The sequence below is a fragment of the Citricoccus muralis genome, from assembly GCF_003386075.1.
Taxonomy (GTDB): domain Bacteria; phylum Actinomycetota; class Actinomycetes; order Actinomycetales; family Micrococcaceae; genus Citricoccus; species Citricoccus muralis.
In genome coordinates, this window is record NZ_QREH01000001.1 from 1637675 (window position 1) to 1664265 (window position 26591).

The following is a 26591-nucleotide window of genomic DNA, read 5'->3' on the forward strand; positions in this document are numbered from 1 at the left end:
CACATGATCTGACGACTCACGGCCCGGCCCCGGTGACTGAGGACCCTCAGATCCTCAGATCGCCGGGGCCCGGTCTGCGTATCGCGTGGCCTCGTCGTAGGCCCGGGCCACGCGCAGCAGGTCCACGTCACGGCCGGGCGCACCCACCAGCTGCAGGCCCACCGGCAACCCCGCCGCGGTGAATCCGCCGGGAACCGATATGGCCGGGCATCCGGTCGCCGAGATCAGGGTCGCCGAGCGCATCCAGTCGACGTAGGACCCCATCGCCATCCCGGCCACCTCTCGCGGCCAGGCCCACTCGGCCGGGAACGGGACCAGTTGCGCCGTGGGCGCCAGGAGCACGTCGAACGCACCGGCGCCGGTGGACCCGGCCGCACCGTCCCGTCCGGCACCACCGACAGCGTTTCTGGCGGTTCCGGTGATTCCGGCGGCTCCGAAGAAGCGTGCGATCTCACGGTCCAGCCGGCCCCGCGCGATGGCCACATCCATCAGGTCCGCCGCGGTCAGCGCCAGCCCGCGCTCAACGTTCCAGGTGACCTCCTCCTTGACCTGACCGGGGAATCCAGCCACCACGTCCCGCAGGGCGAGCGCCATGTCGAAGGCCCGAGTGGCGTCGAAGACCAGGTCCGCCTCACGCAGCCTCGGGCACGCCTCCTCCACTATCGCGCCGAGATCGGCCAGCACTTCCGCCTCTTCCCGCACGACGCCGGCCACCTCGCCTTCCACGGGCACGTCCAGCCCGAAGTCGGTGGTCACCGCCACCCGGACCCCGGCCAGCGGACGGTCCGGGGTGGCCGCACGCCGCGAGCGGTCGCCTCCCGTCCGCACGTTCCCGTACCGGTCTGTTCTGTCCCGATCCATTCCGCCCCGGCCAGTTCCGCCTCGACCTGCTCCGACCTGACCCACGGATTCGGCGAGGAGTTCGGCGAAGTCTCCGGCCGGCGTCGGGCAATGCACCGGGACCCGGGCATCCGGGCCGGCGAGGACGGACAGTGCCAGGATGACGTCCTCCACCGAGCGTGCCATGGCACCCTTCTGACCGAGCCAGGCGCGAGGATCCCGCGCGGGGGCGTTGGGCACCACCCCATGCGAGGCTCGGAAGCCGACGACGTTGTTGAAGGCGGCCGGATTTCGCAGGGAACCGCCCATGTCCGAGCCATCGGCCAGGGGCTGGATGCGCGTGGCCAGGGTGACAGCGGCCCCACCCGAGGAACCGCCGGCGCTGCGACTCGGATCGTAGGGATTGAGCGTGGTCCCGAACACCGTGTTGTAGGTGTGGGACCCGGCGGCGAACTCCGGGACGTTGTTCTTGCCGGTGGAGATCACGCCGGCGCGCTGGAACCGCTCGACCACCAGGTCGCTCTCCCGGGGCACCAGGTCGGCGAAGATCGGAGAGCCGGAGGTCGTGCGGATACCCGCGGTGGCATGGGTGTCCTTGTGCGTCATCGGGATCCCGTGCAGCGCCGGCAGGTCCTCCGGGGCCGTGGCCGCAGCGTGGTCGTCGGCCGCGAGCGCCTGATCGAAGGCACGTTCACGGACCTGGGTCACCACAGCGTTGACGCTCGGATTGACCTCGTCGATCCGGTCGAAGTGGGCCTGAAGCACCTCCCGGGCGGAGACCTGGCGATGACGCAGGGCGGCGGACAGATCACGGGCAGACAGGCTCAACGGGTCCATGCCGGAATCCTAGGCCGTCTCTATCCGTCCAAGGCCTCGATGAAGGCTCGCTCGGCCGCGTCCGAGAACGGAACGAAGACGACCGAGGTGACCGGGCCGGCGTCGGGACCGACCTCCGCGTCCATCGCGCGGCAGGTCTGCACGGCGATGCGGGCGGCATCGCCCATCGGCCAGCCGTAGACGCCGGCGGAGATCGCGGGGAAGGCCACGCTGCGGGCCCCGATCCGGGCGGCCACGCGCAGGGATTCCCGGTAGCAGGAGGCCAGTGTCTCGGACTTGTCGATCGTCTTCGCATACACCGGTCCCACCGTGTGGATGACCCAGCGGGCCGGCAGCCGCCCCGCCGTGGTTGCGACGGCCCGGCCCGCCGGCAAGCCGTCCGGCAGCTCGGTTTCGCGTAAGTGCCGGCACTCGGCGAGGATCTCCGGGCCGCCGCGGCGGTGGATGGCCCCGTCCACGCCCCCGCCGCCGAGCAGGGTGGAGTTGGCGGCATTGACGATCGCGTCCACGGACTGTTCCGTGATGTCCCCGGGTTCGATGCGCAGTTCCATGCCCCGATGGTGACATGTCCCCTCCGTGCGCCGCGAGAGGTCCCGGGTCCTGCCACTCAACCCGGCCCTCACCCATGACGGATGTCATGGAGCATCGATGACGCCCGGCAGATCCGCTGCGGGGCCCGGTTCCACAGACTGGAGGCATGAACACCACAGCCCCCAGCACCGTCCCGGGCACCGTCCCCCCATCCGGTCAGCGAACCCCCGCTGCCGGTGCCGATTCTGCCGGCACCGGCACCGCCCTTCACGCCACCGGCGTCCACCGTCAATTCGGCAGCGGGCTCGGCGCCGTCCGGGCCGTCAACGGCGTCGACCTGCAGATCCAGCGTGGCGAGATCGTGGCCCTGCTCGGTCCCAATGGCGCCGGCAAGACCACGTTCCTCGACCTGGTCCTCGGCTTCACCGCCCCGACCTCCGGCTCCCTCACGGTCCTCGGAATGCCTCCGAAGCAGGCAGTGCTCGAGGGCCGGGTCGGCGCCGTGCTCCAGACCGGCGGCCTATTGAGCGACCTGACAGTCAAGGAGACCATGTCCATGGTCGCCGCCTGCCAGCCCCGCCACATCCCGGTCGAGGCCGCCCTCGAGCGGGCTGGCGCGGCACAGATCGCCGGTCGCAAGGTCCGCAAGTGCTCCGGCGGCGAGCAGCAGCGGCTGCGCTTCGCCCTCGCCCTGCTGACCGAACCTGACCTGCTACTCCTGGACGAGCCCACCGCCGGCATGGACGTGCGGGCCCGCAAGGAGTTCTGGGAGACCATGCAGGCCGAGGCTGAACGCGGCCGGACGGTCGTCTTCGCCACCCACTTCCTCCAGGAGGCCTCGGACTTCGCCGACCGGATCGTGTTGATGCGCGCCGGCCGCAAGGTGGTGGACGGCCCCGTGGATGAGGTCCTCGATACCGGTCACCGCACGGTCTCGTGTGTGTGGGACGGCCCCGGGACCCCCGAGGAGGTCGCGGTCAAGCTGGGACTTCCCGACGCCGTCGCGCGCCAGAACGGGCGGGTGCGGTTCACCGCACAGGACACGGACCGGCTCGCCGGCTTCCTGCTCTCCGCGGGACTGGCGCACGACCTCACCATTGCAGCGGCCTCACTGGACGAGGTCTTCCTCGATCTCACGTCCGACGATGCCACGGAAGGAACCCTGACATGAGCACCACCGTTTCCGCCCAGATTCAGCAGAGCCCGCATGGCCGGAGGAGGTCCCGGCTACGGATCATCACCGCATTCGCCGGCTGGGAGTTCCTCCGCAACGCCCGGATGGTGGAGTCCACCTTCTTCATCGTGGTCCTGCCCACCGTGCTATACCTGATGTTCGGCGCCCTGTCGGCCTACGGAGAGAGCCCGGTCGGCAACGGCAACATCGCCTCCTACAACATGACGGCCATGACGGTCTACGGCGCCACGATGGCGACGAGTGTGATCGCCGGATCAGCCGCCCTGGAACGCCAGCAGGGATGGGGCCGCCAGCTGGGACTGACCGGGCTGACCAGCACGGGCTACATGCTCGGCAAGGTGCTGGTGGCCTTGGGCATCGCCCTGATGCCCATCGTGGTGGTCTTCACCGTCGGCTCCCTGACGGGTGCGGCCTTCGATGAGGCGTGGATGTGGCCCGCGTCCGGCGCCCTGGCGCTGCTCGGGGCCATCCCGTTCGCGCTCTACGGGCTCGCGGCGGCCCTATTGTTCCGCTCGGAGGCGGCCGTCTCGGCGGCGTCCGGCATCCTCGTGGTCCTCGCGTTCTTCGGCAACCTGTTCATGCCGCTGTCCGGCACCCTGCTGGAGATCGCCCGATTCACGCCCGTCTACGGCATCGCCGCGCTGGCGCGGTGGCCACAGCTGGAGGGCACGGTCGTGAGCATGGAAGACGGCGGCGCCCCGATCAGCGACCCGTTGTGGGCGATCGTGCTAAACGTAGTGGCATGGACCATCCTCTTCGCCGCGATCTGCCTGGTCGCCTCCCGCCGTTCCACCCGGCGGGGCTGAGCTGATGCCCCGCGGGGCCAGGACCAGACCAGAGGGGTCCGAGGGGCCGGACGTGCCAGAGAGGTGCGAGGGGTCCGAGGGGCCGGACGTGCCAGAGAGGTGCGAGGGGTCCGAGGGGTCCGCCGACGGGATCGCTGTCCAGCCGGCGGGCGCCTTCGGGGCCGGCGAATGGCCCGAGGTCCCCCTGAAGGCCAACGAACGGGCCCCCGTCCTCATCACGGCCGGAGTCTGGCTGGTCTTCCTGGTGGTGCCGCTGGTGGCCATGGTCACCGGGGATGCTCCGCTCGGGACGAAGGTGCTCGGCTGCGCCGGTCTGGCGGCCTTCGTCGTGGTCTACATGGGGCATTTCATCTGGCCCTGGCCATGGCGCACTCTGCCGCATTGGGTGAACACCGCTGCGGCCACCGCCGTCCTGCTCCTCTGCGTCCTCGCCACCATCCCGGCGGGTGGACTCAACTCCTTCAATTTCCTGCCGTTCACGCTGGCCATCTGGATCTTTCCGCACCGGCTCAGGGTCGGCCTCCCGGTCTCCGTGGCTCTCTCAACGGCCTGGGTCGTGGTGGCCCTGAGCGTGGACTCCGGCGGCAGCCGCTTCTGGCTGGTCGTCCCCACCGTCATGGCCCTGGTGATCATGCTCGCGCTGCGCCTGGCCATGGAACGCGAGGAGCGCTCCCGCATCCTCGGTGAGGAACTGGCCCTCTCCCGCCAGCGCGAACGGTTCGGCCGGGACGTGCACGATGTCCTGGGCCACTCCCTCACCGTCATCACCCTGAAGACGGAACTGGCCCGCCGGCTGGTGGACTCCGACCCGGAGCAGGCCAAGGTCGAGCTCGACGAGGTCCTCGAGCTGTCCCGGCAGTCCCTGGCCGAGGTCCGCACCACCGTCGGTGGACTGCACGTCCCCGACCTGGGCGCCCAGCTCGCCTCCGCCCGCACCGCCCTCCAGGCCGCCGGCATCGCGTTCGACCTGCCTGAAGCCTCCTCCGTCGCCAGATTCCGTCCCGAACGCCGCGAACTCTTCGCGTGGTGCCTCCGGGAGGCCATCACCAACGTCATCCGCCACTCTGGTGCTTCGCACTGCACCGTCACCATCACCGCGGACCGGCTCACCGTGGCCGACGACGGCGCGGGCCTCAGCGAGCCTGCGTCGCCCGGCAACGGGCTCAGCGGCATGCGCCATCGGGTCACGGACGTCGGCGGTAGCCTCTCACTGAGTCAGGTCCATCCGGGGTCGGACCGACCGGGCACGACACTGGAGGTGCACCTGTGACGCATCCGAACGCGGCCGGCGTCGGGCCCATCCGGCTGTTGCTGGCCGATGACCAGGCCCTGGTCCGCGGGGCCCTGGCCGCACTGCTGGCGATGGAGTCCGACCTCGAGGTGGTGGCGCAGGTGGGCGACGGGACCACCGTGGCGGCCACCGTGGCCGAGCTGCGCGTGGACGTGGCCCTGCTGGACATCGACATGCCGGGACTGGACGGGATCGAGGCCGCCCGGGCCATCGCGGCCGGCGGGACGGGATGCCGCTCGCTGATCGTCACCACGTTCGGCCGGCCCGGTTACCTGCGGCGCGCCCTGGAGGCCGGGGCGAGCGGCTTCGTGGTGAAGGACACCCCGGCTGAGCAGCTGGCCCAGGCGGTGCGCTCCGTGCACGCGGGACGGCGGGTCGTGGATCCGTCCCTGGCGGAGGAGACCCTCGTGTCCGGGTCGAATCCACTGACCGAACGTGAGCGGGACGTGCTGCGCGCCGCGCTGAACGGTTCCAGCGTGCGGCAGATCGCCGCCGCCCTGTTCCTCTCCCCCGGCACCGTGCGCAACCACCTGTCCTCGGCCATCGGCAAGACCCACACCACCAACCGGACCGAGGCCGGCCTCGCGGCACGGGACAACGGCTGGCTGTAGAGCTATAGAGGAGTCAGAACGTCCGGGGCAGAATGCCCAGAGTCAGAACACCAGGCCGAACGCCCACACGCCGAGGGTCATGGTGACCAGGGTGATCAGCACGATGCCGATCAGGTTCAGGTACAGCCCGCCCTTGACCATCTGTCCGATGGTCACATAGCCGGAGCCGAAGGCGATGGCGTTCGGCGGCGTGGCCACGGGCAGCATGAAGGCGCAGGTGGCGGCCAGGGCCACCGGGATGCACAACAGCAGCGGGTCGACCCCGACGCCCATGGCCACCCCGCCCGCCACGGGCAGGAAGGTCGCCGCCGTGGCGGTGTTCGAGGTCAGCTCCGTCAGGAAGAGGATCGCCATGGCCATGATGGCCACGAGCAACCAGACGGGGATGTCGGACAGTCCGGCGACCTGCTCACCGATCCAGTCGGCGAGCCCGGAGCCGCTGAACTGGGCGGACAGCGCGAGCCCGCCGCCGAACAGCAACAGGACGCCCCACGGCAGCTTGACCGCGGACTCCCAGTCCAAGAGCCGGACGCCCCGGGCGGCGCCGGCCGGCAGCAGGAACAGCAGCACTCCGGCGACCATGGCGATGCCCGCATCACTGATGAGGTCCTCGAAGAGCAAGGGGATGGTGATCCAGGAGGCGGCGGCCAGCACGAAGATCGCCAAGACGCGGATCTCTCCGGAGGACATCCGCCCCAGCTTGGACAGTTCGTCCGCAATGAGTTCACGGCCGCCCGGGATCTCCTTGATCTCCGCCTTGAACAGCACGCGCGTCAGCAGGAACCAGACGATGAACATCATCACGATGGACAGGGGCACGCCGACGAGCATCCACTGCCCGAAACCGATGGTCACCCCGTGGGACTCGGCCATGTAGCCGGCCAGGAGGGCATTCGGGGGCGTGCCGATCAGGGTGCCGAGCGATCCGACGGAGGCGGCGTAGGCGATGCCGAGCATCAGGGCCGTGCCGAAGTTGGACTTGATGACGGCGTCCTTGACCTCCCCGGAGGTCGGATCGGAGGACTCCTCCACGGGGTTGGACTTGTCCGCCGCCACCACGAGGGTCAGCACGGACACGCCGATCGGGATCATCATCACGGCAGTGGCGGTGTTGGACACCCACATCGAGAGGAAGCCCGTGGCGATCATGAAACCGGCCACCACACCTCCGGGCCGGGTGCCCATGGCCCGCACCGTGACCAGGGCGATCCGCCGGTGCAGGTCCCACCGCTGCATGGCCAGCGCCAGCATGAAGCCGCCCATGAACAGGAAGATGATGTTGTTCCCGTAGGAGGCGCCCACATCGTCCACGCCGATGTCTTCCCCGAACACCGGGAAGAGGATGAGCGGCAGCAGGGCGGTCGCCGGGATCGGGATGGCCTCGGTCATCCACCACACCGCCATCAGCACCGCGACGGCGGCCGTCAGCCGCGCGTTGTGCTCCACGTCCGCGGGCATCGCCAGGAACACGACGGCGGCCAGCACCAGTCCTCCGCCGAATCCGATCCACCGCCGGAGGTGCAGGTTCCGCTCTTCCGCCGGTGCCCTCTCCCCGGGGGACCGGTGGTCGGTGGGCAGCTCCCGACCTGCCGGTCCTGTCGGTTCTGTCGGTTCTGTCGGTGTTCGGTCTGTGGTCTCCGAACGAGCCCGTCCCGTGGTGTCGGACATGGTGAACCGTCCTTTCGTGGCCTGGTCAGACCGTCTGTGACTAGCAATACAGTAAGGGCGGCTTCACCGGGAAATCGATGGTTGACCGGCTCCTCAACGCCGGCCTTCTCCTCCGTCCCTCCCCCGGGAGTTCAGCACCTCCGGTCTGGTTCCACGGCGGTGCGCTCCTATCGTGTCCGTGGCCTTTGGCAGTCTGGAGGCATGGAGACTTCAGCAGTGGTGTTGGTGGCCGTGGTGTGCGTGGTGGCGGGCCTGGTCGTGGGTGCGGTGATGGGTGGCTGGTTGGTCTGGACGCGCCTGCGCGGAACCTGGGCGGAGTCCGAGCGGGGAGCCAGGGACGAGGCCCAGGCGGCACGGAGCGAATTGTCAGAGGTCCAGGCCGCACTGGCCGCGGCGGAGGCCGAGAGCAGGGTTCTGGCCGCCGAGCGGACGGCGGACCGGGATCGTTCCGCCGCCGAGTCCAAGGTGCTGACCGCCCTCGCCCCTGTGGGGCAACGGCTGGAGACCCTGCAGCGGCAGGTCGGGATGCTGGAGCGGGACCGCGTGGAGCAGTACGGGCAGCTCTCCGAGCAGCTCAAGACCGCGGCCGCCACGGACTCGGCCCTGCTGGTGAACACCAAGACCCTGGTCGCCACCCTGAAGTCGACCTCGGCGCGGGGGCACTGGGGCGAGGTACAGCTGCGCCGGGTGGTGGAGGCCGCCGGGATGCTGCCCCACACCGACTTCTCCGAACAGGAGGTGCTGCGCGGGGATGAGGACCAGGTCCTCCGGCCGGACCTCGTGGTGCGGCTCCCCGGCGGAAAGTCGCTCGCCGTGGATGCCAAAGCGCCACTGGCGGCCATCCTCGAAGCCGAGGAACTGGCCGGCGATTCGACGACCGAGGGCGCCAGCCGGCGCCATGAGTTGCACCAGGCCCACGCCAAGGCGGTGCGCGCTCACGTGGACGCCCTCTCCGCCAAGGGCTACTGGCAGGGATTGCAGGACTCGCCCGAGCTGGTGATCTGCTTCCTGCCCGCCGAGTCCTTCCTGGCCGCCGCGCTCGAGGCCGACCCCGGCCTGCTGGACCACGCCTTCTCGAAGAATGTGGCCCTGGTGGCACCGGTGTCCCTGTTGACCGCCCTGAAATCGGTCGCCTACTCCTGGCGCCAGGAGACCTTGACCGAGAACGCGCGGGAACTCTTCGCGGTCTCGCGGCAGCTCTACCAGCGCCTGGGCACCCTTGGCGGGCATGTCACCAAACTGGGCAGTTCACTGAAGTCGGCGGTGGAGAAGTACAACTCCATGGTCGGCACGCTCGAGACCCGCGTGCTGCCCTCGGCCCGGCGCATCGGCGAGTTGAATCCCTCCAGCGTGGAGGGGATGCCCTCCGCTCCTCCCCTGGAGTCGACTCCGCGCGTCCTGTCCGCGGCGGAACTGCTGGAGGAGCCGGGCATGCCAGCAGATCCGCCCGTTGATCTCCGACGTCAGGCATGACGGAGCTCACACCGGAAGGGCGGCGTCTTGAGGAATAGGCCTGAGGGCCTCCGGGTTGAAAACGAATGGCTAGTTTAAATTTCAACTTCTTTACGTCTACGCCCTGATCCTGTCTGAAAGGACACCCATGCGCATCGGCTACATCGTCGGCTCCCTCGCCCAGAACTCCATCAACCGCCGTCTGGCCAAGGCCCTCTCGGCACTGGCCCCCGAGGGCGTGGAGTTCTTCGAGCTCCCCATCAGCGAGCTGCCCCTGTACAACTCGGACTTCGACGCCGACTACCCGGCTGCGGCCCTGGACTTCAAGGAGTCCGTCTCCTCGGCCGATGGCGTCCTGTTCCTCACCCCGGAGTACTCCCGCTCCCTCCCCGCCGCCTTGAAGAACGCCATCGAGTGGGGCGCCCGTCCCTGGGGCCAGGCCGTGTGGGGCGGCGTTCCCGCCGCCGTCATCGGCACCTCTCCTGGCGGCACCGGGACCGCCATGGCCCAGCAGCACCTGCGCAACATCCTGTCCCACCTGGACATGAAGACCATGGGTCAGCCGGAGACCTTCATCCAGTCCCGCGAGGGTGCCCTCGCCGAGACCGGCGAGGTCCAGGACGCCACGCTCCTGCCGGTTCTGCAGGGCTTCGTGGATGCTCTCGTCGCGCATGTGGAGGCCAACGCCCGCGTCGCCGTCTGACCCGGCGTTCTCTCCCCCGGGACATCGCACGTAGCCTCTGACGCTGCAATCGCGAGCCCCTCGACCCAAGCACCAGGGTCGAGGGGCTCGTGGCTGTTGCCACCCGGACCTCCTGCTCACTACCGCCGATGCCGTGATCCCACCCGCCATGCCGTAGACTGTCCGGTAGCCAACCGGTCAGGATCCTTCCTCGCCGGTGCCGGCCAGCACCGCGTTGAGTGGCTCTTGTGATGCCGCAGCCGCCCGTGCCAGGGCCGGGTCTTTCTTCCACCCGGACGGATTCCTTTTTCGTGACTTCTCTTCAGCCTGCCGCCGTTTCCGGCGGTTCTTCCACCATGCCCACTTCATCCGACTCGGAATTCGCCGAGCTCGGGGTGCCCGCCGGCCTGGCCGCCGCGCTGGCCCCGCAGGGCATCATCTCTCCCACCCCGATCCAGAAGGCCACCCTTCCGGATTCGCTCACCGGCCGTGACGTTCTCGGCCGCGGCCGGACCGGTTCCGGCAAGTCCTACGCCTTCCTGCTGCCGCTGGCCTCCCGCCTGAGCGGCGGGCGCTCGGCCACGGCCCGCCGGCCGCGGTCGCTCATCTTGGCTCCGACCCGAGAGCTGGCCCTCCAGCTCGAGGACTCCTTCAAGCCGCTCTCCGCGGCCAGTGGTCTGTCCTCGCTGACGATCTTCGGCGGCGTCGGCCAGAACCCGCAGGTCAAGGCGCTGGCGCGCGGCGTGGATGTCCTCGTCGCCTGCCCCGGCCGCCTCCTGGACCTCATGGGTCAGGGTCACGTTGACCTGTCCGGCGTGGAGATCCTCATCATCGACGAGGCCGACCACATGGCGGACATGGGCTTCCTGCCGATGGTCCGCCGCATCCTGGACAAGGTGCCCACCAAGGCTCAGAAGATGCTCTTCTCCGCCACTCTGGACGAGGGCGTCGGCGTGCTCGTCAAGAAGTACCTCAAGAACCCTGTGGTTCATGAGGCCGATTCGGCCGTCTCCCCGGTGGCGAAGATGGATCACCACGTGGTGTCCGTGGACGGGGATGACAAGCTGGCCGCCCTGGCCGACCTGTGCGCCGCCCCGGGCCGGACCATCGTGTTCACCCGCACCAAGTACGGGGCCAAGAAGGCCGCCAAGCAGTTGCGCCAGCGGGGCGTCTCCGCCCTGGAGTTGCACGGCAACCTGTCCCAGAACGCCCGCACCCGGAACCTGGATGCCTTCCACAACGGCACCGCCGGCACCCTCGTCGCCACGGACATCGCCGCCCGCGGCATCCACGTGGACGACGTCTCCCTGGTGATCCACTCCGACCCGCCCACCGAGCACAAGGCGTACCTGCACCGCTCCGGCCGCACGGCCCGTGCGGGCCAGGCTGGCACCGTGGTGACCTTGGCCGGGCGCGAGCAGCGCAATGAGGTCCGCACCCTGATGCGCGCCGCCAAGATCTCCCCGACGGTCCATGCCGACGGCGCCGACGACTCCCTGCTGGAGACGCTGGCCCCCGGTGAACGCTCGTTCCTGGAGGCCGCTGAGCTCGAGAAGCTCCTCGCTGTCTCCACGCCCAGCACCCAGCAGTCCGGCCAGAACGGCGGCGGCAATGGAGGTAGCGGTGGTCGCTCCGGCGGTCGCCAGGGCGGCGGATCCTCCGGTGCCGGTGGCCGTTCCGGCGGTCGCAATGGCTCACGAGGAGGCCGCAACGGTGGCCGTTCCGGCGGTCAAGGCAGTCAGGGCGGTCAGCGCGAGGGCCAGCCCGACGGCGGCCGGCCCCGCAGCGCCGCCGCGTCCGGTGAGCGTTCGGAGCGGTCCCGCAACGAGCGCCCCTCCCAGGATCGCGCCGGCAACGGTGGCGGCCAGGGCGGCCGCGGAACCGGCCGGCCGGGCAACCGCCGCGCGGGCACCTCGGCCGGGACGCCGACGGCGGGCGGCCGGGTGTACTCCTCGGAGTCCGGTGGACGCAACACCGACTTCCGGGAGAACCGGGACCATGAGGGCGGCCGCGAAGGCCGTGGTGGCGCCGGCCGCTCCCGCGGTGGCCCCAACCGCCGCTCCTCCAGCGCGCAGGGCTCGCCCCGCAGCTGACCCCGGACTGCAGTCCGGCTGAGCACAGCTGCCCGTGACACGGAGAGGCCCCCGCATCCAAGCAACCGGATGCGGGGGCCTCTCCGTGTGCGGGGGCTTCTCCGCGTGTGGGCAGTGTCGGAATCAGCCCATGGCGCCGGCGAGGGCGAAGATCACCCAGGCGATCACGAAGCCCATGACGCCGATGAGGGTCTCCAGCACGGTCCAGGTCTTCAGGGTGGTCTTGACGTCCATCCCGAAGAACCGGCCGACCAGCCAGAAGCCGGAGTCGTTGACGTGGGAGGCCACCACGGAACCCGCACCCACGGCGAGCACCATGGCGGCCAGCTGGACGGCGTTGTAGTCCGCAGCGGCCACTCCGGCGCTCACCAGGCCGGCGGCGGTGGTCAGGGCGACGGTCGCCGAGCCCTGCGCGATGCGCAACACGGCGGCGATAAGGAAGCCGGCGAGGATCAACGGCACACCCAGGTCAGAAAGCGAATCCTCCAGCGCATCACCGATGCCGGAGGTCCGCAGCACCGAGCCGAACATGCCGCCGGCACCGGTGACGAGGATGACGGAGCACACCGGACCGAGGGCGCCCTCAAGGGTCTTCTCCAGGACGGACTTGTCGGTGCCGCGGGCCCGGCCCAGGACGATCGTGGCCACCAGCAGGGTGATCAGCAGCGCCACCGGGGTCTCGCCCAGGACGCGCAGGACCTGGAACCAGGTGGAATCGCCCGTCCCCTCGGGCAGCATGCCGCCGCGGTTGAGGGTGTCCAGGCCGGTGTTGAGGAAGATCAGGAGCATCGGCAGCAGCAGGACCAGGACCACGGTCACGAACCGCGGCGGGTTCTTCTCCTGTTCCTCGTCTGCCCGTCCGAGCAGGGAGGGCACCGGCAGCTGCCAGCGCCGGCCGGCCCAACGTCCGAAGAGGTAACTGGTCACGTACCAGGTGGGCAGGGCCACCAGCAGACCGAGGAGCATCACCAGGCCAACGTTGGCCTCGAAGAACGTGGCGGCAGACACCGGCCCCGGGTGCGGAGGCAGGTAGATGTGCATGACGGAGAAGGCACCGGCCACCGGCAGCCCGTAGGACAGCACCGACCCGCCGAGGCGGCGCGCCACGGCGAAGACGACGGGCAGCATGACGACCAGGCCGGCGTCGAAGAAGATGGGGAAGCCGAACAGCAGGGAGGCGACACCGAGGGCGAAGGGGGCGCGCTTCTCACCGAACCAGCCGATGAGGGTGTCCGCCAGGACCTTGGCGCCGCCGGACATCTCCACCAGCCGGCCGAGCATGGCTCCCAGGCCCACCAACAGGGCGACGGTGGCCAGGGTGCTGCCGAAGCCCTCCGTCGCCGTGGAGACCACGAGGTTCGCCGGGATGCCCGCGGCGAAGGCGGTCAGGACGCTGACAAGGACGAGCGCCGGGAACGCGTGCATCCGCAGATACATGATGAGGAACAGCAACAGCGCGATCGCCGCGGCGGCGATGCCGAGCAGCGGTCCGGCCCCCAGGGTAGGGGTCCATTCTTCGATGGTCATGGGTGGGCCTTCGGGTCGGAGCGCAGCCCGGCGGCCCGGTCAGGACGGGGGCGTCAGCGCAAGATGGGGTAGCGCTTGCCGCCCCGGCACACGGTGACCAACGGCCGGCGGCCTCAGAGGTCGGCGACGATGGTCAGCGCCTGTTCGACAAGCTCGTCCACACTACCGGAGTTGACCAGCACCGCTCCGTCCTCGTCCATCCCGAGTTCCTCGAGTGTCGCGAGCTGGCTGGGCACCAGCGAGGCCGGCATGAAGTGGCCCGGGCGGTGCTCCATGCGATCGATGATGACCGCCGGATCGCTGGTGACGTGCAGGAAGAACACCCGGCCGGCAGCCTCCCGCAACAGATCGCGGTAGGTGCGTTTGAGGGCCGAGCAGGTGACGATCGTCCCGCCGGCGTTGGCCGCCGAGCCCATCCAGTCACGGATCGCCGCGAGCCAGGGCGCGCGGTCCTCGTCCGTCAGCGGCGTTCCGGACGCCATCTTCTCGATGTTGGCCGGGGAGTGGAACTCATCGGCCTCCGCATAGGACCGCTTCAACTCCTGAGCCAGGCGCTCGGCCAACGTGGTCTTGCCCGAGCCCGAGATGCCCATCAGGACCAGGTGGACAGTCTCCTGCGCGGCAGATGATGTGCCGGAACCCATCAGTTGCCGGTGTTGGTCCGGCGGCCGCCGAGGAAGTGGTCGGTGTCCCCGACCTTCTTCATCTCAGCGCGGAGCTCCTTGGGCAGCGAGAAGATGATGTCCTCCTCGGCCGTGACGACCTCCTCCACGGATCCATAGCCGTATTCGGCGAGCAGCGTGAGCACGTCCTGCACCAGGACCTCCGGAACGGAGGCGCCGGAGGACAGGCCGACGGTGGCCACACCCTCGAACCAGGACTCGTCCACCTGGTTGGCGAAGTCCACGCGTTCGGCCCGCTGTGCCCCGTACTCCACGGCGACCTCCTTGAGGCGCACAGAGTTGGAGGAGTTCGCGGAGCCGACCACGATCACGAGATCACAGGACGGGGAGATCTTCTTGATGGCCGCCTGGCGGTTGGAGGTGGCGTAGCAGATGTCATCCGAGGGCGGGTCCTGCAGGTTCGGGAACCGCTCGCGCAGGATGGAGACGATCTCCAGGGTCTCGTCCACGCTCAGGGTCGTCTGGGACAGCCAGATGAGGTTGTCCGGGTCCTGCACCTCAACGGTCCGGGCTTCCTCCGGGTTGTTGATGATGGTGGTGTGCTCGGGGGCCTCACCGTAGGTGCCCTCGACCTCCTCATGGCCCTCGTGGCCGATCAGCAGGATGCTGCGGTTCTGCTTGGCGAACCGGACCGCCTCGCGGTGCACCTTGGTGACCAGCGGGCAGGTGGCGTCGATCGTCTGGAGGTTGCGCTCGGCGGCCTCGTTGACGACGGCCGGGGACACCCCGTGGGCGGAGAACACGGTCAGCGCACCCTTGGGCACCTCGTCCAGCTCCTCCACGAAGATCACGCCCTGCTCCTCCAGGGTGTCCACCACGTGCCGGTTGTGGACGATCTCCTTGCGCACGTAGACGGGCGCCCCGTGGTGCTCGAGGGCCTTCTCCACGGCGATGACGGCGCGGTCCACACCCGCGCAGTAGCCACGCGGCGCGGCCAGCATGACCTTCTTGTCCCCGCTGACGACGGCGGCGGCCTCCACATCCTCGCGGGTGCGGCGGGCACGGGGCACCTGGGGCATCCCGATGGCGACGGGCGAACCGGCGGTGGCGGTGGGGACGGGAGTGGCAGCGGCTGCTGAGGGAACGGCTGCTGAGAGAACGGCGGACATATGTTCCAGTCTACCGGTGGACCCGGCACGGGCCACCTGCTGGTGAGGCACACCTCAATGCCCGGCGCGGCCCCGGGACCGCAGGCCGGAGGCCAGGCCCACGAGCAGGCCGAGCGCGGCGACCACCCCGCCCCCGACGATCAGGAGCAGGGTGTCCGGCATCGCGTAGTCGCGGATCCCCTCCAGCAGCGAATCCGCGGCAACCCGGGCGATGCCCTCCAGGTCGGCGGCGGGCTCCATCCGTCCCAGTGCCCACCGGCTGACTCCACCGGCCGCCAGCGCCGTGAGGCCGGCGATGAACAGCGGAGTGCCCTTCCGGCGGCGCGGTGCCGCCCACAGCGCCAGCAGGGCCACCACGGCGGCTGTTCCGGCCAGCCAGGGCCAGCGGTACAGGTTCTCCACGACCAGCACGACGACATCCGTGGGCACCGCGTCCGGATCCGGGACGGCGAGGTCCACGGACAGCAGAGACTCCCCCGCCTCCTCATTCCCGGCTTCCTGTCCCTCGGCCAGGCCCTCACGCAGCATCTCCGCCAGCGCCTCGCCGCCGGGAACCCCGGAGAGAGCCTCGGCCAACCGGTCCAGACCCAGCTCCACGAGCGGTGCAGCCTGCAGGTGCACGGTGCCGGACGTCGTCGTGTCCCCTTCGGCGAGGCGGTCGATGCGGTGGACCCAGTCCAGTCGGGTCTCCTCCAGGACCGCGGACCAGGCCGTGGGGAAGCGGTCGTCCTCGACCAGTCCGCTGGCGGCCCCCTCCACGAGCCCGGAGGCGGCGGTCTGGGCGAACCCGGGCAACTGTTCCGGCAACTGGTCCTCGACGAGCGAGCTGATCTCCCCGGGCAGGGCCTCCTGCAAATGTGGGTCCTCGGACATCGGGGCGGCGATCTGCTGCAGGGGTTCCGGGGTATAGACGAGGGCCTCCGCCCGGGCGCCCACCAGGGACAGGGCGGCGAGCAGGCCGGCGAGCGCGGCCAGCAGAATGGACAGTACCGTGCGCATAGTGGCTCCGTTCGAGCGGGCAGAGTGGCTGGATGTGGCCTTCGGTGGCACAGGACGGGCGTATCCCGTCCTAGCCTAGAGAGAGAATGGCATGACGACCTTGCCACCGAGGAGACACACTACGCATGGACGACCAGCCGTCACCGGCACCCCTGCCGGCCACCGCCTCCGGGACCGCTCCGGATGCCCCGTGGCCACTGCGGGTCCTCTCGGAGAACCTCAAGAAGTACTTCGAGCGCGCTCCGGAAGCGTGGATCGAAGGTCAGCTGATCGAGTTCAAGGTGATCCGCGGCAATGCCTGGATGACCCTGCGTGATCTGGACGAGGACTACTCACTGCCCGTGACCGCCTGGCGGAACGTTGCCTCCACTCTGGAGGGCGCTGTCGAGCAGGGCTCCCGCGTGGTGGCCTGCGTCAAGCCCAGCTTCTACACGAAGACCGGCCGGCTGAACATGATCGCCTCCGCCATGCGGCCAGTCGGCATCGGGGACCTGCTGGCCCGGGTGGAGAAGCTCCGTCGCACTCTGGAGGCCGAGGGCCTGACCTCGGCGGCCCGCAAACGGCCGCTGCCCGTGCTGCCGCATCTGATCGGGCTGGTCACGGGCAAGAACTCGGACGCCCTGAAGGACGTCATGCGCAACGCCCACCTGCGCTGGCCCGAAGCCCGCTTCGAGGTCCGCGAGGTGGCTGTGCAAGGGGCGCACGCGCCGAGGGAGGTGATGGCCGCCGTCGCCGAGCTGGATGCCCACCCGGAGGTGGACGTGATCATCATCGCGCGCGGTGGTGGCGCGCTCGAGGAGGTCGTGCTGCCGTTCTCGGACGAAGCCCTCGTCCGCGCCGTGGCTGCCACGCACACCCCGGTGGTCTCCGCCATCGGGCACGAGGCGGACCGCCCCGTGCTGGACGACGTGGCGGATGTGAGGGCCTCCACCCCCACGGACGCCGCCAAGCGGGTGGTCCCGGACGCCGCCCTGGAGCGCGAGGCGATCTCCGCGGCCCGGCTGCGCCTGGCCTCCGGTGTGGAACGACTGGTACAGCAGGAGGCCCAGTCCCTGCAGGCCCTGCGCACCCGGCCCGTGATGGCCCAACCGGAACGGCTGGTGGACGAACGCGCCCAGGACCTGGAGCGGTGGCGGGGGCGGTCCCGCACGTCGCTCTCCGGCCGGCTGGACCGGGAGCACGACGCCGTAGGGCACCTGCGCGCGAGGGTGCGGTCCCTGTCCCCCCAGAAGACCCTGGACCGCGGCTATGCGGTCGTCCAGCACGAAGGCGAGGTGGTCCGCCACGCTGGCCGGGTCGCCGTCGGGGACCGGCTGGACATCCTGGTGGCCGCCGGCCGGATCGGCGCCGCCGTCACGGACACCACCGACCCTGTCGATCCTGTCGGTCCAGCCGAGATCACTGACAGCGCCGAGCATTCCGACAGTGCTGCACCTTCCGGACACACCGCGACCACGACCCCGACCACTGAGGAGACCGCATGAGCGACGCGACCGAGAACACCGACCCCACCATGCCGGGCCCGGAAGGTTCGGCTGTGGAGGGTGCTGCTGTGGAGGGGTTCTCCGCAGCGGACACCTCGGACATCGCCAGCCTGAGTTACGAGCAGGCCCGGTCCGAACTCGTCGAGACGGTGACCCGGCTCGAGACCGGCGGGGCCGGCCTGGAGGAGTCCCTGGCCCTCTGGGAGCGCGGCGAAGCCCTCGCCGACCGCTGTGAGGAGTGGTTGAACGGTGCCCGTGCAAAGCTCGACGAGGTCCGGGCCAAGACGGCCGACCGAACCGTCTGATCCGTTCGGACTACGGTCGGATCGGCTCGGCCGGTGCAGCTTGGCCGGGCCGTCTCTGACAGCCCGGCCAAGCAAGGCGATCTGACCGGTTCAGGCCGTGTCAGGCCGTGTCAGGCCGTGTCAGGCGGTCTGGCCGGAGTGCTTTCCCTCGGCGAACTCCTCCACCATCTTGGCGTTGAAGGCGTCCAGATCACCCGGGTTGCGGCTGGTGGTCAGGCCCTGGTCCACCACCACTTGCTCGTCCACCCAGGTGGCCCCGGCGTTCTTCAGGTCCTCGGACAGCGAGTGGTAGCTGGTGAGCTTGCGCCCCTGGACCACGCCGGCGTTGATGAGGGTCCACGGTGCGTGGCAGATGGCCGCCACCGGCTTGTGCTGGTCGAAGAAGCCGCGGACGAAGCCCTGGACACTGGCGTCCACGCGGAGTGCATCCGCGTTCAAGGTTCCGCCGGGCATGACCAGGCCGTCGAAATCCGAGGCCGAGACGGAACCGGCCGTGTGATCGACGGTAAAGGTGTCCCCGTGCTCCCAGTCACCGTTCATGGCGGTGATGGTGCCGGACTCGACCGAGACGAGCCGGGGCTGTCCCCCGGCGGCGATGACGGCGTCCCACGGCGAGGTGAGTTCGACCTGCTCCACCCCACGGGTGGCGAGGAAGGCAATGGACTTTCCCTGGAGCTGCTGAGTAGTCATGTCCCCACCCTAAGCACGGTCCCCCGGGGCCAGTGCAAGCCCTGTTCGCCGACGGCGGGACCGGATGCCTTCATTGACCTCGTGATATCCCGGGGCTAATCTCTGCAAGGTTGAAACGAAAAAAAGTCATGAGCATCACTCAAGGCAACACAACCGCCGGTTGACCGGGCACCTCCGGTCGGCGGCGACCCGGAGAGGGACCGCACCGTCATGCCCAACATCCTCGATCGAGAGGCCATTGTCGCCCCTCGACAATTCAATCGCTGGCTGATCCCGGCCGCCGCACTGGCGATTCACCTGTGTATCGGCCAGGTCTATGCCTTCAGTGTCTTCAAGATCCCGATGATGGGCCATTTCGAGGCCGGTGACGTGGCGGTCGGGTGGATCTTCTCCGTAGCCATCGCCATGCTCGGCCTGTCCGCCGCCTTCGGGGGTACGTGGGTCGAGCGGGCCGGGCCGCGCAAGTCGATGGTCGTCGCCGGCAGCTTCTGGGTCGTCGGATTCTTCGTCGCCACCGTGGGCATCGCCACCGGTCAGCTCTGGCTCGTCTACCTCGGCTACGGCGTGATCGGCGGCATCGGCCTCGGCATCGGCTACATCTCCCCCGTGTCCACGCTGATGAAGTGGTTCCCGGACCGGCCCGGCCTGGCCACCGGCCTGGCGATCATGGGATTCGGCGGCGGCGCGCTGATCGCCAGCCCCATGTCCAACAGCCTCATGGTGCTCTACGGCGGCGGCGCCGAGCCGGAGCAGCTCCAGAGCGGTCTGATGCAGACCTTCCTCACCCTGGCCATCATCTATGCCGTGGTCATCGCCCTGGGTGCGATCGTGATCCGCGTCCCCCACCCCGAGTGGAGGCCGGCCGGCTGGAACCCGTCGGAGGCCGCCGCCAAGCCGATGCAGACCACGGCGAACGTGTCTGCCAGATCGTCCATCAAGACCCCCCAGTTCTGGCTGCTGTGGATCGTGCTGTTCTGCAACGTGACCGCCGGCATCGGCATCCTGGAGAACGCCGCCCCCATGATCCAGGGGTACTTCGACTGGATCACCCCGGCCGCCGCCGCCGGCTTCGTGGGCCTGCTGTCCATCGCCAACATGGCCGGCCGCTTCGTGTGGTCCACCACCTCGGACTACTGGGGCCGCAAGAACAACTACATGATGTACCTCGGCATCGGACTGGCCATGTACCTGATCATCGCCCTGATGGGCGGGGCCAACCTGGTGGTCTTCATCGTCGCCACGATGGTCATCATCTCGTTCTACGGCGGCGGGTTCTCCACGGTCCCGGCGTACCTGAAGGACATGTTCGGCGTCTTCCAGGTCGGGGCCATCCACGGCCGCCTGCTGACCGCCTGGTCCGCGGCAGGCATCGCCGGGCCGCTGATCGTCAACAGCGTGCTGGAGTCCGAGGCCGCCGCCGGCAAGACCGGTGCTGAGCTGTACACGGTCTCGCTGTACATCATGGTCGGCCTGCTGGCCGTCGGTTTCATCGCCAACCTGCTGGTCCGTCCAGTGGCCGAGAAGCACCACATCTCCGAGGACCAGATCCGCGAGAAGGAGCACGCCAAGTGAGCACCGACAACGAGAGCACCCCTGACAGCCGCGCCCACGCCGAGGCGGCAACGGGAGGAAGCACCCCGGCCATGGACACCGGCGGCACCTACCGCGCCGTGGCCGTCTTCCTCGCCGTGATCGTCATCGCCGCCCTGGCGTACGGCCTGGTCCAGACGGCCATCAAGGCCTCGGCGCTCTTCACCGGCTAATTACCGGCTGAGGCCGAACACCACCTGACGCCACCGAGCACCAACGAGTACCGACGAACGGACCGGGGGCCGTGCACTGACACCAGTGCACGGCCCCCGGTCCGTCTGCTTCCCGCCACATCAGCTGGCTAGCAACGGGAAATCAACTCGAGGCGAGACGCTTCTGCTCCGCCGCCACATCGAATTCAGCCGGCGGCCAGTCGAGGCCCATGCCCTCCAGCACCCTGATCATCAACTCCTGGACGGCAATCCGGGAGTACCACTTGCGGTTGGCCGGAACGATGAACCAGGGGGCGTCATCCGTGTCCGTCTCGGCGATGGCTGCCCGGTACGCCTCCATGTACTCGTCCCAATAGGCGCGTTCATCCACGTCCGTGGGGCTGTACTTCCAGAACTTGTCCGGGCGTTCCAGCCGTTCGGCCAGGCGCTCCTTCTGCTCGTCCTTGGACAGGTGCAGCATCACCTTGATGATGCGGGTGCCGCCCGCCACCAGTTCCTGCTCGAACGCACGGATGTCCGCGTAGCGTTGCTCGATCTCCTCCATGGAGGCCAGTCCGCGGACCCGGTGGATCAGCACGTCCTCGTAGTGAGACCGGTCCCAGACGCCTACGTAGCCGCTCTGCGGGACGTGCGGGCGGATGCGCCAGAGGAAGTGCTGTTGCTTCTCCTCCTCGGTGGGTGCCTTGAAGGCAGCGTCCTCCACACCTTGGGGGTCCATGGCGCCGATCACGTGCCGCATGATCCCGCCCTTGCCGGCGGTGTCCATCGCCTGGACCAACAGCAGCAGGGAGCGCTCCCGCCCATTCTCGTCCGGAGTGCCGGCCACGCCGTTGGCGTAGAGCAGCTCCTGGAGTTCGGACAGCCGTTCGGCGCGGGCCTGGAGGGTGGCTTCCCCCTCCGCCTTGCCGCCGAGGTAGCCCGGCTTGGTGTCCGGATCCACGTCGAGCGGTCCCAGGGGCGCCTCCGGTGCCCCGGGTGTCCCGTCCGTGGTGCGGGCCCGCAGCGCACGCCACGGGTCCGCGTGGAACTCCATCACGTGCCGTTTAGCGCTCACGATAGTCCTCCAGGAAGTCGGCGATGCGTCCGATGCCCTCCTCCAGGTCCCGCACGTTCGGCAGCGTGACGAGGCGGAAGTGGTCGGTGTCCGGCCAGTTGAAGGCGCGGCCGTGGGAGACCAGGATCTTCTGGGCCCTCAGCAGCTCGATGACGAACTTCTCATCGTCCTCGATCCGGTAGACCTCCGGGTCCAGCCGCGGGAACAGGTACAGGGCGCCCTGGGCCGGCTGCACGCTCACCCCGGGGATCTCGGAGAGCAGCTTCTGCGCCAGGTTGCGCTGTTCCAGCAACCTCCCGCCGGGGAGGATGAGGTCGTTGACGGACTGGTAGCCGCCCAGGGCGGTCTGGATGGCGTGCTGGGCCGGGACGTTGGCGCACATGCGCATGTTGGCCAGCAGGGTCAGGCCCTCGATGAAATCGGTGGCCCGGTGCTTGGGCCCGGAGATGGCCACCCAGCCGGAGCGGAATCCGGCCACCCGGTAGGCCTTGGACAGCCCCGAGAAGGTCAACGTCACCACGTCGTCGGACAGTCCGGCAACGTTGATGTGACGGGCGCCGTCGTAGAGGATCTTCTCGTAGATCTCGTCACTCATCAGCACCAGGTTGTGCCGGCGGGCAATCTCCACGATCCCGTTGAGCACCTGACGGGAGTAGACCGCCCCGGTGGGGTTGTTCGGGTTGATGATGACGATGGCCTTGGTCCGGTCCGTCACCTTGGACTCGATGTCCTCGAGGTCCGGGGACCAGCCCTCCTCCTCCACGCAGCGGTAGTGCACCGCACTGCCGCCCGAGAGGGTGGTGGCACCGGTCCACAACGGGTAGTCCGGGGCGGGGATGAGCACCTCGTCACCGTCGTCCACCAGCGCCTGCAGCACCATCGAGATCAACTCGGAGACGCCGTTGCCGATGAAGACGTCCTCCACATCGATGCCCATGATCCCGCGGGACTGGTAGTACTGGCTGACCGCGGTCCGGGCCGAGTAGATGCCGCGGGAGTCGGAGTAGCCCTGAGCGTAGGGCAGGTGGGAGACCATGTCCTTGAGGATGGCGTCCGGGGCCTCGAAGCCGAACGGGGCGGGGTTGCCGATGTTCAGCTTCATGATGCGGTGGCCGGCCGCCTCCATGCGCTGGGCCTCTTCCAGGATCGGTCCGCGCACGTCATAGCGCACGTTGAGGAGCTTCGAAGACTGTTTGATCTGACCGGTCCGTGTCTTTGCCATGGGCTCCATCCTAGAACCGCGGGCCGGCGGATCGCGGGAGTGACGGCGGCGGACCGGTCAGAACCAGTTCTCGGGGGTCTCCTCGAGTCCGGCGGACACGAGCCAGTACTGGGCGGCCTCCTTGCTCGGGAGGCGGTCCGGTCCGGTGGCGAGCCGCCCGAGTTCGGCCAGCATCTCGCCGTCGAGTTTCCCGGCGACCTCGTTCACCGCGTCCGACGCACCCTCGGGCAGGACGTCCGGCTCGGCCACCATGAGCACGCGCCCCTCCGGAAGCACCCGGCCCGCGTCCCCGAGGGGTTCGAGGGCATGGTCTGCGATCGCCGGGTCGGTCCCGTACAGCAGTGCGACGTCGGCCCGTCCGGACACCAGGTCAAGGGCGGCGCCGGCCTCACCCTCCTCGATCCATTCCGCCGGTTCGCAGCCGGCCAGCACGTCCAGCCGTTCACTGTGCACGGCTGCTGCGGAGGCCGGGGCGAACACCATCCGGTCGCACAGGCCATTGAGGTCGGTGAGGTCCTCCATCTCATACAGCCCGGACAGCGCCGTGGTGGTGACCGCCTGCAGCCGCATGGTGCCCGAGGACCCTCCGATCACCTCGGTGTCCTCGGGAAAGTACTCGGAGACCATGGCGGTGGTGCCCTGGGCATCTGCCGCGGGCCGCCCCTCGGGCAGGGGCGTGGGCGAGCCCGTGGCGGTCGGATGACCGGTCGGCGAGGCCGGGGCTGGGTCCGACGGCGACACGCTGGGTGACGCCGTCGCGCTCGCTGTCGCGCTCACAGCGGAGCTCGGGCCGGCCGCGGACGGGGATCCGGAGCCGGATGCCGAGGGCGACGGGGACGGCGTCGGGACCTCGCCGGCGAGCAGCTCCGGGTCGAGGTGTGTGGCCATGGCGAGGGTGTCCACCACGGCGACCTGCTGTTCCCCGGCCGCGCCCCAGGGTTCGGCGGACGGCTCCCCCACGGCGGCGGGGATGCCCTTGTTCTCGAGGTGTCGCACCAGCACCACGGCCAGCAGCTGCTCCTCCGGACGGGGCCCCGTGATGACGGAGACCGGTGCCTGCGTCGGGGAAGCCGTGGCCGCGGGGGTGCCCTCGCCCGTCGGGTCGTCATGGCCCGGGGTGGGCGTGCAGCCGGACAGGACGCCGGCCGCCAGCGCGGTGGCCGCGATCAGGCCGCCGGCGCGCTGGGTGACCGAGCGGAGTGGCGAACGGAGAGACGAGCGGGACAGCCGCCGGGACCCGGCCTGCTCTGCCCTCATCGGGTGACCCCGGCGAGCTCGAGGGCGCGGTGGACGGTCGGCGAGGTGCGGTGGCGGTGCAGTTCCTCGAGGGGAATCCAGGCGGCGTCGATGGAGGATCCGTCCACCTCCGGACGCAGTTCGCCGGAGACGATGGCGGCCCGGTACAGGACTTGGACGGTCAGCAGGTGGCGTCCCGGGCGGGAGATTCGGTGGCCGCCCTCGATGGTGCGGCTGGTGACGCCGAGCAGGTCACCCAGTTCCGCCTGGTAGCCGGTCTCCTCCAGGATCTCCCGCACACAGGCCTCGTGGGGCTGCTCCCCCAGCTCCACCTGGCCGCCGGGCAACGTCCAGATGTTCTCGGTGGGTCCCTCCCATAGGCTCAGCAGCAGTGCACGGTCACGGATGACGACGCCGTAGGCGCCGACCCGGCTGTCGAAATCCATGCTCACCAGTCTAGATGTTGGGGACGGGCTCGTCTGGAATACTGGATGGGTTGCAGAGCACACAGGAACGACATGGGATCACGAAGGGCTGGGATGACCGAGCACGACGGCGCTGAGCCGACGCCGGAGCTGCCGGAGGACCTCACGGCCCGCCTGAACGCGGTCCTGGCCCGCCGTTCGCTGACGGGAGGGCCCCAGGGCGAGCCGGACACGGCCCGCGGCTGGCTGGATGTCTCCTACGAGGCCGCCTACGCCGAGGACCTGGCCCGTGCCTCCCGTGCGGCCGAGATCGGCCTGACGGCCCCTGGCGGCCACGACCCGGTCAACCGCGCCAGCCTGTACCGGGCCTTGGCGTCCGTGGCCGCGCTGACCGGGGACCACACCGCCGCCACCCGTCACATCGCCGACCGCGCCCACGTCCTGGCCGAGGCCGGCTATCCGCACCAGGCCCGGCTGGAGACCGAGCTCGGCACCATGTTGCTCCGTGAGCCCGAATCGTTCGAGGCCACCGTGCTGGAGGGCGTTCTGGAGGACGAGCGGACCCGGTCCTCCCACTCCGTGGATACCGTGCTGCCGGACGTGCTGGTGGCACTGGCGGTCCGGCACGTCGAGGACGGCCGGTTCGATCCCGCCGTCGACCTGCTGGAGGAGTGCCTCGAGATCCTCGACGCCCGGGTGGCGGCCGGCGTACCGGTGCCCCCGGAGTCGTTGGCGTCCACGCGGATGTTCCTGGCCCATGTCCACCTGATGAGCCACGAGCCGGAGCAGTCCGCCGAGGTCGCCGACGAGGTCCTCGCCGGCCAGGCCAACCGCGCCGTGCGGGCCGCCATGTGGATGCTCAAGGCCGTCGTCGCCCATGAACGGGGAGACTCCGGCACCGCCATCCTCGATGCCCTGCGTTCGGTGGAGCTGCACGCCGCCGCAGGAGTGCGCAAGGGTGCCGCCTCGGCCGCGGCCCTGCTGGCCGGCATGGCGGACGATGCCGGCGACCAGCAGGCCTCCATCCTCGCCTGGAAGGTGGCCGTGGCCCAGGCCGAGCAGGGGGAGGTCCCGGAGGCCTCGGACCTGACGCTCGCCTTGGGGCACCAGTTGCTGGAGGCCGAGGAGCATGCCCTCGCCGAACGCGTGCTGGCCGGTCTGGTGCGCCGCGAGGAGGCCGCCCGGCGTCTGCCGGGCCTCGCACGCGCGTTGGTGGACCTGGGCCATGCGGCCCGTCATCAGAACCGGCCCGAAGAGGCCCTGGAGCATTGGGGCCGGGCCTCCACCCTGTTCGAGCAGGCCGGTGCCACCGATGAGGCGGCCCGCATGTATCTCGCCTCCGGCGCCCTGCTCAACCGGCAGGAAAAGCCGGAGGAGGCCGCCGAGCGGTTCTCCCGTGCCGTGGAGCTGGCCCGCCAGGACGAAGACTCCGAGGACAACGATCCTGCGGTCCTCCCCCAGGCCCTGCATGCGCTCGGGCACGTCCTGTGCGAGTTGGGCGAGGAACGCGGGGTGGCCCTGCTGGATGAGGCCATCGCCCTGGCCCAGGACTCCTCCGCGTCCTGGTACGAGGCCGACTTCACGGACACCCGTGCCCGCGGCTTGTGGGCCCTGCGCAAGGGCGCGGCCGCCGTCTCCTCCGCCCTCACGGCAGCCGACCTGTTCGCCGCTTCGGAGGACGCCATGGCCTCCTCCAACGCCGAGCTGTTCGCCGCCTACGTCCTTTTGGAGCAGGAGCGTGCCGAGGAGGCGGCCTCCCTCTTCCGGATGATCACCGAGCAGGAGGACACTGCCCGGTACCTGAGGATGGCCGCCTGGCTCGGGCTGGCCCAGTCCCTGGACCTGTCCGGGGACGAGGAGGGCGCCACGAAGGCACGCCTCGAGGCCGATGCCGCCGCCAGCACGGAGAGTCCGGACGGCGACGACGAAGCTGGCCAGGCGGGCGCGGCGGACAGCGACCCGGAGACCGAACCGGACACCGACTGACCGGCGCCGGTGGACTGGGCAGGGTTGGACTGGCCTGACTTCCCGATGACTTTCACGGGTTTCTCATGCGGACGGGACAGTTTCTCATCTTGGACTCATGAT

General features: G+C 69.6%; 24 protein-coding genes. 12 read left to right on the forward strand and 12 right to left on the reverse strand.

Features of this window, described 5'->3' with window-relative positions; all coding sequences use genetic code 11:
• Positions 1-54: 54 nt before the first annotated feature.
• Complete coding sequence (locus tag C8E99_RS16195) at positions 55-1677, reverse strand: amidase family protein (protein WP_245952150.1); 1623 nt, start codon at positions 1675-1677, stop codon at positions 55-57.
• Positions 1678-1697: 20 nt separating this feature from the next.
• Entirely contained in the window at positions 1698-2228 is a 531-nt protein-coding gene (locus C8E99_RS07205) for an O-acetyl-ADP-ribose deacetylase (RefSeq protein ID WP_115931714.1), read from the reverse strand.
• 146 nt (positions 2229-2374) lie between these two features.
• Here C8E99_RS07205 and C8E99_RS07210 point away from each other — a divergent pair, with 146 nt between their 5' ends.
• The 4 genes from C8E99_RS07210 (at position 2375) to C8E99_RS07225 (ending at position 6111) form a co-directional block, all read left to right on the forward strand.
• Positions 2375-3379, forward strand: a complete 1005-nt coding sequence (locus tag C8E99_RS07210; protein WP_115931715.1) for an ABC transporter ATP-binding protein — start codon at positions 2375-2377, stop codon at positions 3377-3379.
• Positions 3376-4209 carry an ABC transporter permease gene (locus C8E99_RS07215; protein WP_245952152.1) on the forward strand — a complete coding sequence of 278 codons (834 nt, stop codon included), beginning with the start codon at positions 3376-3378 and terminating at the stop codon, positions 4207-4209. The genes C8E99_RS07210 and C8E99_RS07215 overlap by 4 nt, the downstream gene beginning before the upstream one ends.
• Before the next feature lie 88 nt (positions 4210-4297).
• Positions 4298-5479, forward strand: coding sequence for a sensor histidine kinase (locus tag C8E99_RS07220; protein ID WP_245952154.1), 1182 nt, complete (start codon positions 4298-4300; stop codon positions 5477-5479).
• Positions 5476-6111: a response regulator transcription factor gene (locus C8E99_RS07225; RefSeq protein ID WP_115931716.1), complete on the forward strand. Its 636-nt coding sequence runs from the start codon at positions 5476-5478 to the stop codon at positions 6109-6111. Before C8E99_RS07220 ends, C8E99_RS07225 begins: the two co-directional genes overlap by 4 nt.
• A gap of 42 nt (positions 6112-6153) precedes the next feature.
• On the opposite strand, the gene C8E99_RS07230 is transcribed toward C8E99_RS07225, so the two are convergent.
• A complete protein-coding gene (locus C8E99_RS07230) occupies positions 6154-7779 on the reverse strand; it encodes an SLC13 family permease (RefSeq protein ID WP_115931717.1) in 1626 nt (541 codons plus the stop codon).
• Between the two features lie 201 nt (positions 7780-7980).
• Here C8E99_RS07230 and C8E99_RS07235 point away from each other — a divergent pair, with 201 nt between their 5' ends.
• From C8E99_RS07235 to C8E99_RS07245, 3 genes are all read left to right on the forward strand, one after another.
• Positions 7981-9252, forward strand: coding sequence for a DNA recombination protein RmuC (locus tag C8E99_RS07235; protein ID WP_115931718.1), 1272 nt, complete (start codon positions 7981-7983; stop codon positions 9250-9252).
• Between the two features lie 127 nt (positions 9253-9379).
• Entirely contained in the window at positions 9380-9934 is a 555-nt protein-coding gene (locus C8E99_RS07240) for an NADPH-dependent FMN reductase (RefSeq protein WP_115931719.1), read from the forward strand.
• A gap of 335 nt (positions 9935-10269) precedes the next feature.
• Complete coding sequence (locus C8E99_RS07245) at positions 10270-12006, forward strand: DEAD/DEAH box helicase (protein WP_115931720.1); 1737 nt, start codon at positions 10270-10272, stop codon at positions 12004-12006.
• A 123-nt stretch (positions 12007-12129) separates the two neighbouring features.
• Here C8E99_RS07245 and C8E99_RS07250 read toward each other — a convergent pair whose 3' ends face one another.
• The 4 genes from C8E99_RS07250 to C8E99_RS07265 form a co-directional block, all read right to left on the reverse strand.
• The gene (locus C8E99_RS07250; RefSeq protein ID WP_115931721.1) at positions 12130-13533 is read right to left on the reverse strand and encodes a GntP family permease; all 1404 of its coding nucleotides are present in this window, start codon (positions 13531-13533) and stop codon (positions 12130-12132) included.
• 113 nt (positions 13534-13646) lie between these two features.
• Entirely contained in the window at positions 13647-14177 is a 531-nt protein-coding gene (locus C8E99_RS07255) for a gluconokinase (RefSeq protein ID WP_115931722.1), read from the reverse strand.
• The gene (locus C8E99_RS07260; protein ID WP_211309097.1) at positions 14177-15235 is read right to left on the reverse strand and encodes a 4-hydroxy-3-methylbut-2-enyl diphosphate reductase; all 1059 of its coding nucleotides are present in this window, start codon (positions 15233-15235) and stop codon (positions 14177-14179) included. Before C8E99_RS07260 ends, C8E99_RS07255 begins: the two co-directional genes overlap by 1 nt.
• 144 nt (positions 15236-15379) lie before the next feature.
• A complete protein-coding gene (locus tag C8E99_RS07265; protein WP_115931724.1) occupies positions 15380-16324 on the reverse strand; it encodes a hypothetical protein in 945 nt (314 codons plus the stop codon).
• Positions 16325-16449: 125 nt separating this feature from the next.
• Between C8E99_RS07265 and xseA the strand changes: the two genes are divergently transcribed.
• Entirely contained in the window at positions 16450-17808 is a 1359-nt protein-coding gene (gene xseA / locus C8E99_RS07270; protein WP_115931725.1) for an exodeoxyribonuclease VII large subunit, read from the forward strand.
• A gap of 29 nt (positions 17809-17837) precedes the next feature.
• Positions 17838-18113, forward strand: coding sequence for an exodeoxyribonuclease VII small subunit (locus tag C8E99_RS07275; RefSeq protein ID WP_115933303.1), 276 nt, complete (start codon positions 17838-17840; stop codon positions 18111-18113).
• Between the two features lie 120 nt (positions 18114-18233).
• Here the strand turns inward: C8E99_RS07275 and C8E99_RS07280 are convergent, their stop codons facing one another.
• The gene (locus C8E99_RS07280; RefSeq protein WP_115931726.1) at positions 18234-18803 is read right to left on the reverse strand and encodes a type 1 glutamine amidotransferase domain-containing protein; all 570 of its coding nucleotides are present in this window, start codon (positions 18801-18803) and stop codon (positions 18234-18236) included.
• A 210-nt stretch (positions 18804-19013) separates the two neighbouring features.
• Between C8E99_RS07280 and C8E99_RS07285 the strand changes: the two genes are divergently transcribed.
• Positions 19014-20375 (forward strand): L-lactate MFS transporter, encoded by a 1362-nt coding sequence (locus tag C8E99_RS07285; protein ID WP_115931727.1) that lies wholly within the window; start codon positions 19014-19016, stop codon positions 20373-20375.
• On the forward strand, positions 20372-20566 hold the full coding sequence (locus C8E99_RS07290) for an MFS transporter small subunit (protein WP_115931728.1): 195 nt from the start codon (positions 20372-20374) through the stop codon (positions 20564-20566). Before C8E99_RS07285 ends, C8E99_RS07290 begins: the two co-directional genes overlap by 4 nt.
• A gap of 142 nt (positions 20567-20708) precedes the next feature.
• Here the strand turns inward: C8E99_RS07290 and C8E99_RS07295 are convergent, their stop codons facing one another.
• The 4 genes from C8E99_RS07295 to C8E99_RS07310 are packed head-to-tail and all read right to left on the reverse strand — an operon-like array spanning position 20709 to position 24524.
• Positions 20709-21599: a PPK2 family polyphosphate kinase gene (locus C8E99_RS07295; RefSeq protein ID WP_115931729.1), complete on the reverse strand. Its 891-nt coding sequence runs from the start codon at positions 21597-21599 to the stop codon at positions 20709-20711.
• A gap of 10 nt (positions 21600-21609) precedes the next feature.
• Positions 21610-22842 carry a pyridoxal phosphate-dependent aminotransferase gene (locus tag C8E99_RS07300; protein ID WP_115931730.1) on the reverse strand — a complete coding sequence of 411 codons (1233 nt, stop codon included), beginning with the start codon at positions 22840-22842 and terminating at the stop codon, positions 21610-21612.
• Between the two features lie 57 nt (positions 22843-22899).
• Positions 22900-24099: a type 2 periplasmic-binding domain-containing protein gene (locus C8E99_RS07305; RefSeq protein ID WP_115931731.1), complete on the reverse strand. Its 1200-nt coding sequence runs from the start codon at positions 24097-24099 to the stop codon at positions 22900-22902.
• Positions 24096-24524: an NUDIX hydrolase gene (locus C8E99_RS07310; RefSeq protein ID WP_115931732.1), complete on the reverse strand. Its 429-nt coding sequence runs from the start codon at positions 24522-24524 to the stop codon at positions 24096-24098. The genes C8E99_RS07305 and C8E99_RS07310 overlap by 4 nt, the downstream gene beginning before the upstream one ends.
• A 93-nt stretch (positions 24525-24617) precedes the next feature.
• On the opposite strand from C8E99_RS07310, the gene C8E99_RS07315 reads away from it, so the two are divergent.
• The gene (locus C8E99_RS07315) at positions 24618-26489 is read left to right on the forward strand and encodes a tetratricopeptide repeat protein (RefSeq protein ID WP_115931733.1); all 1872 of its coding nucleotides are present in this window, start codon (positions 24618-24620) and stop codon (positions 26487-26489) included.
• Positions 26490-26591 lie beyond the last annotated feature (102 nt).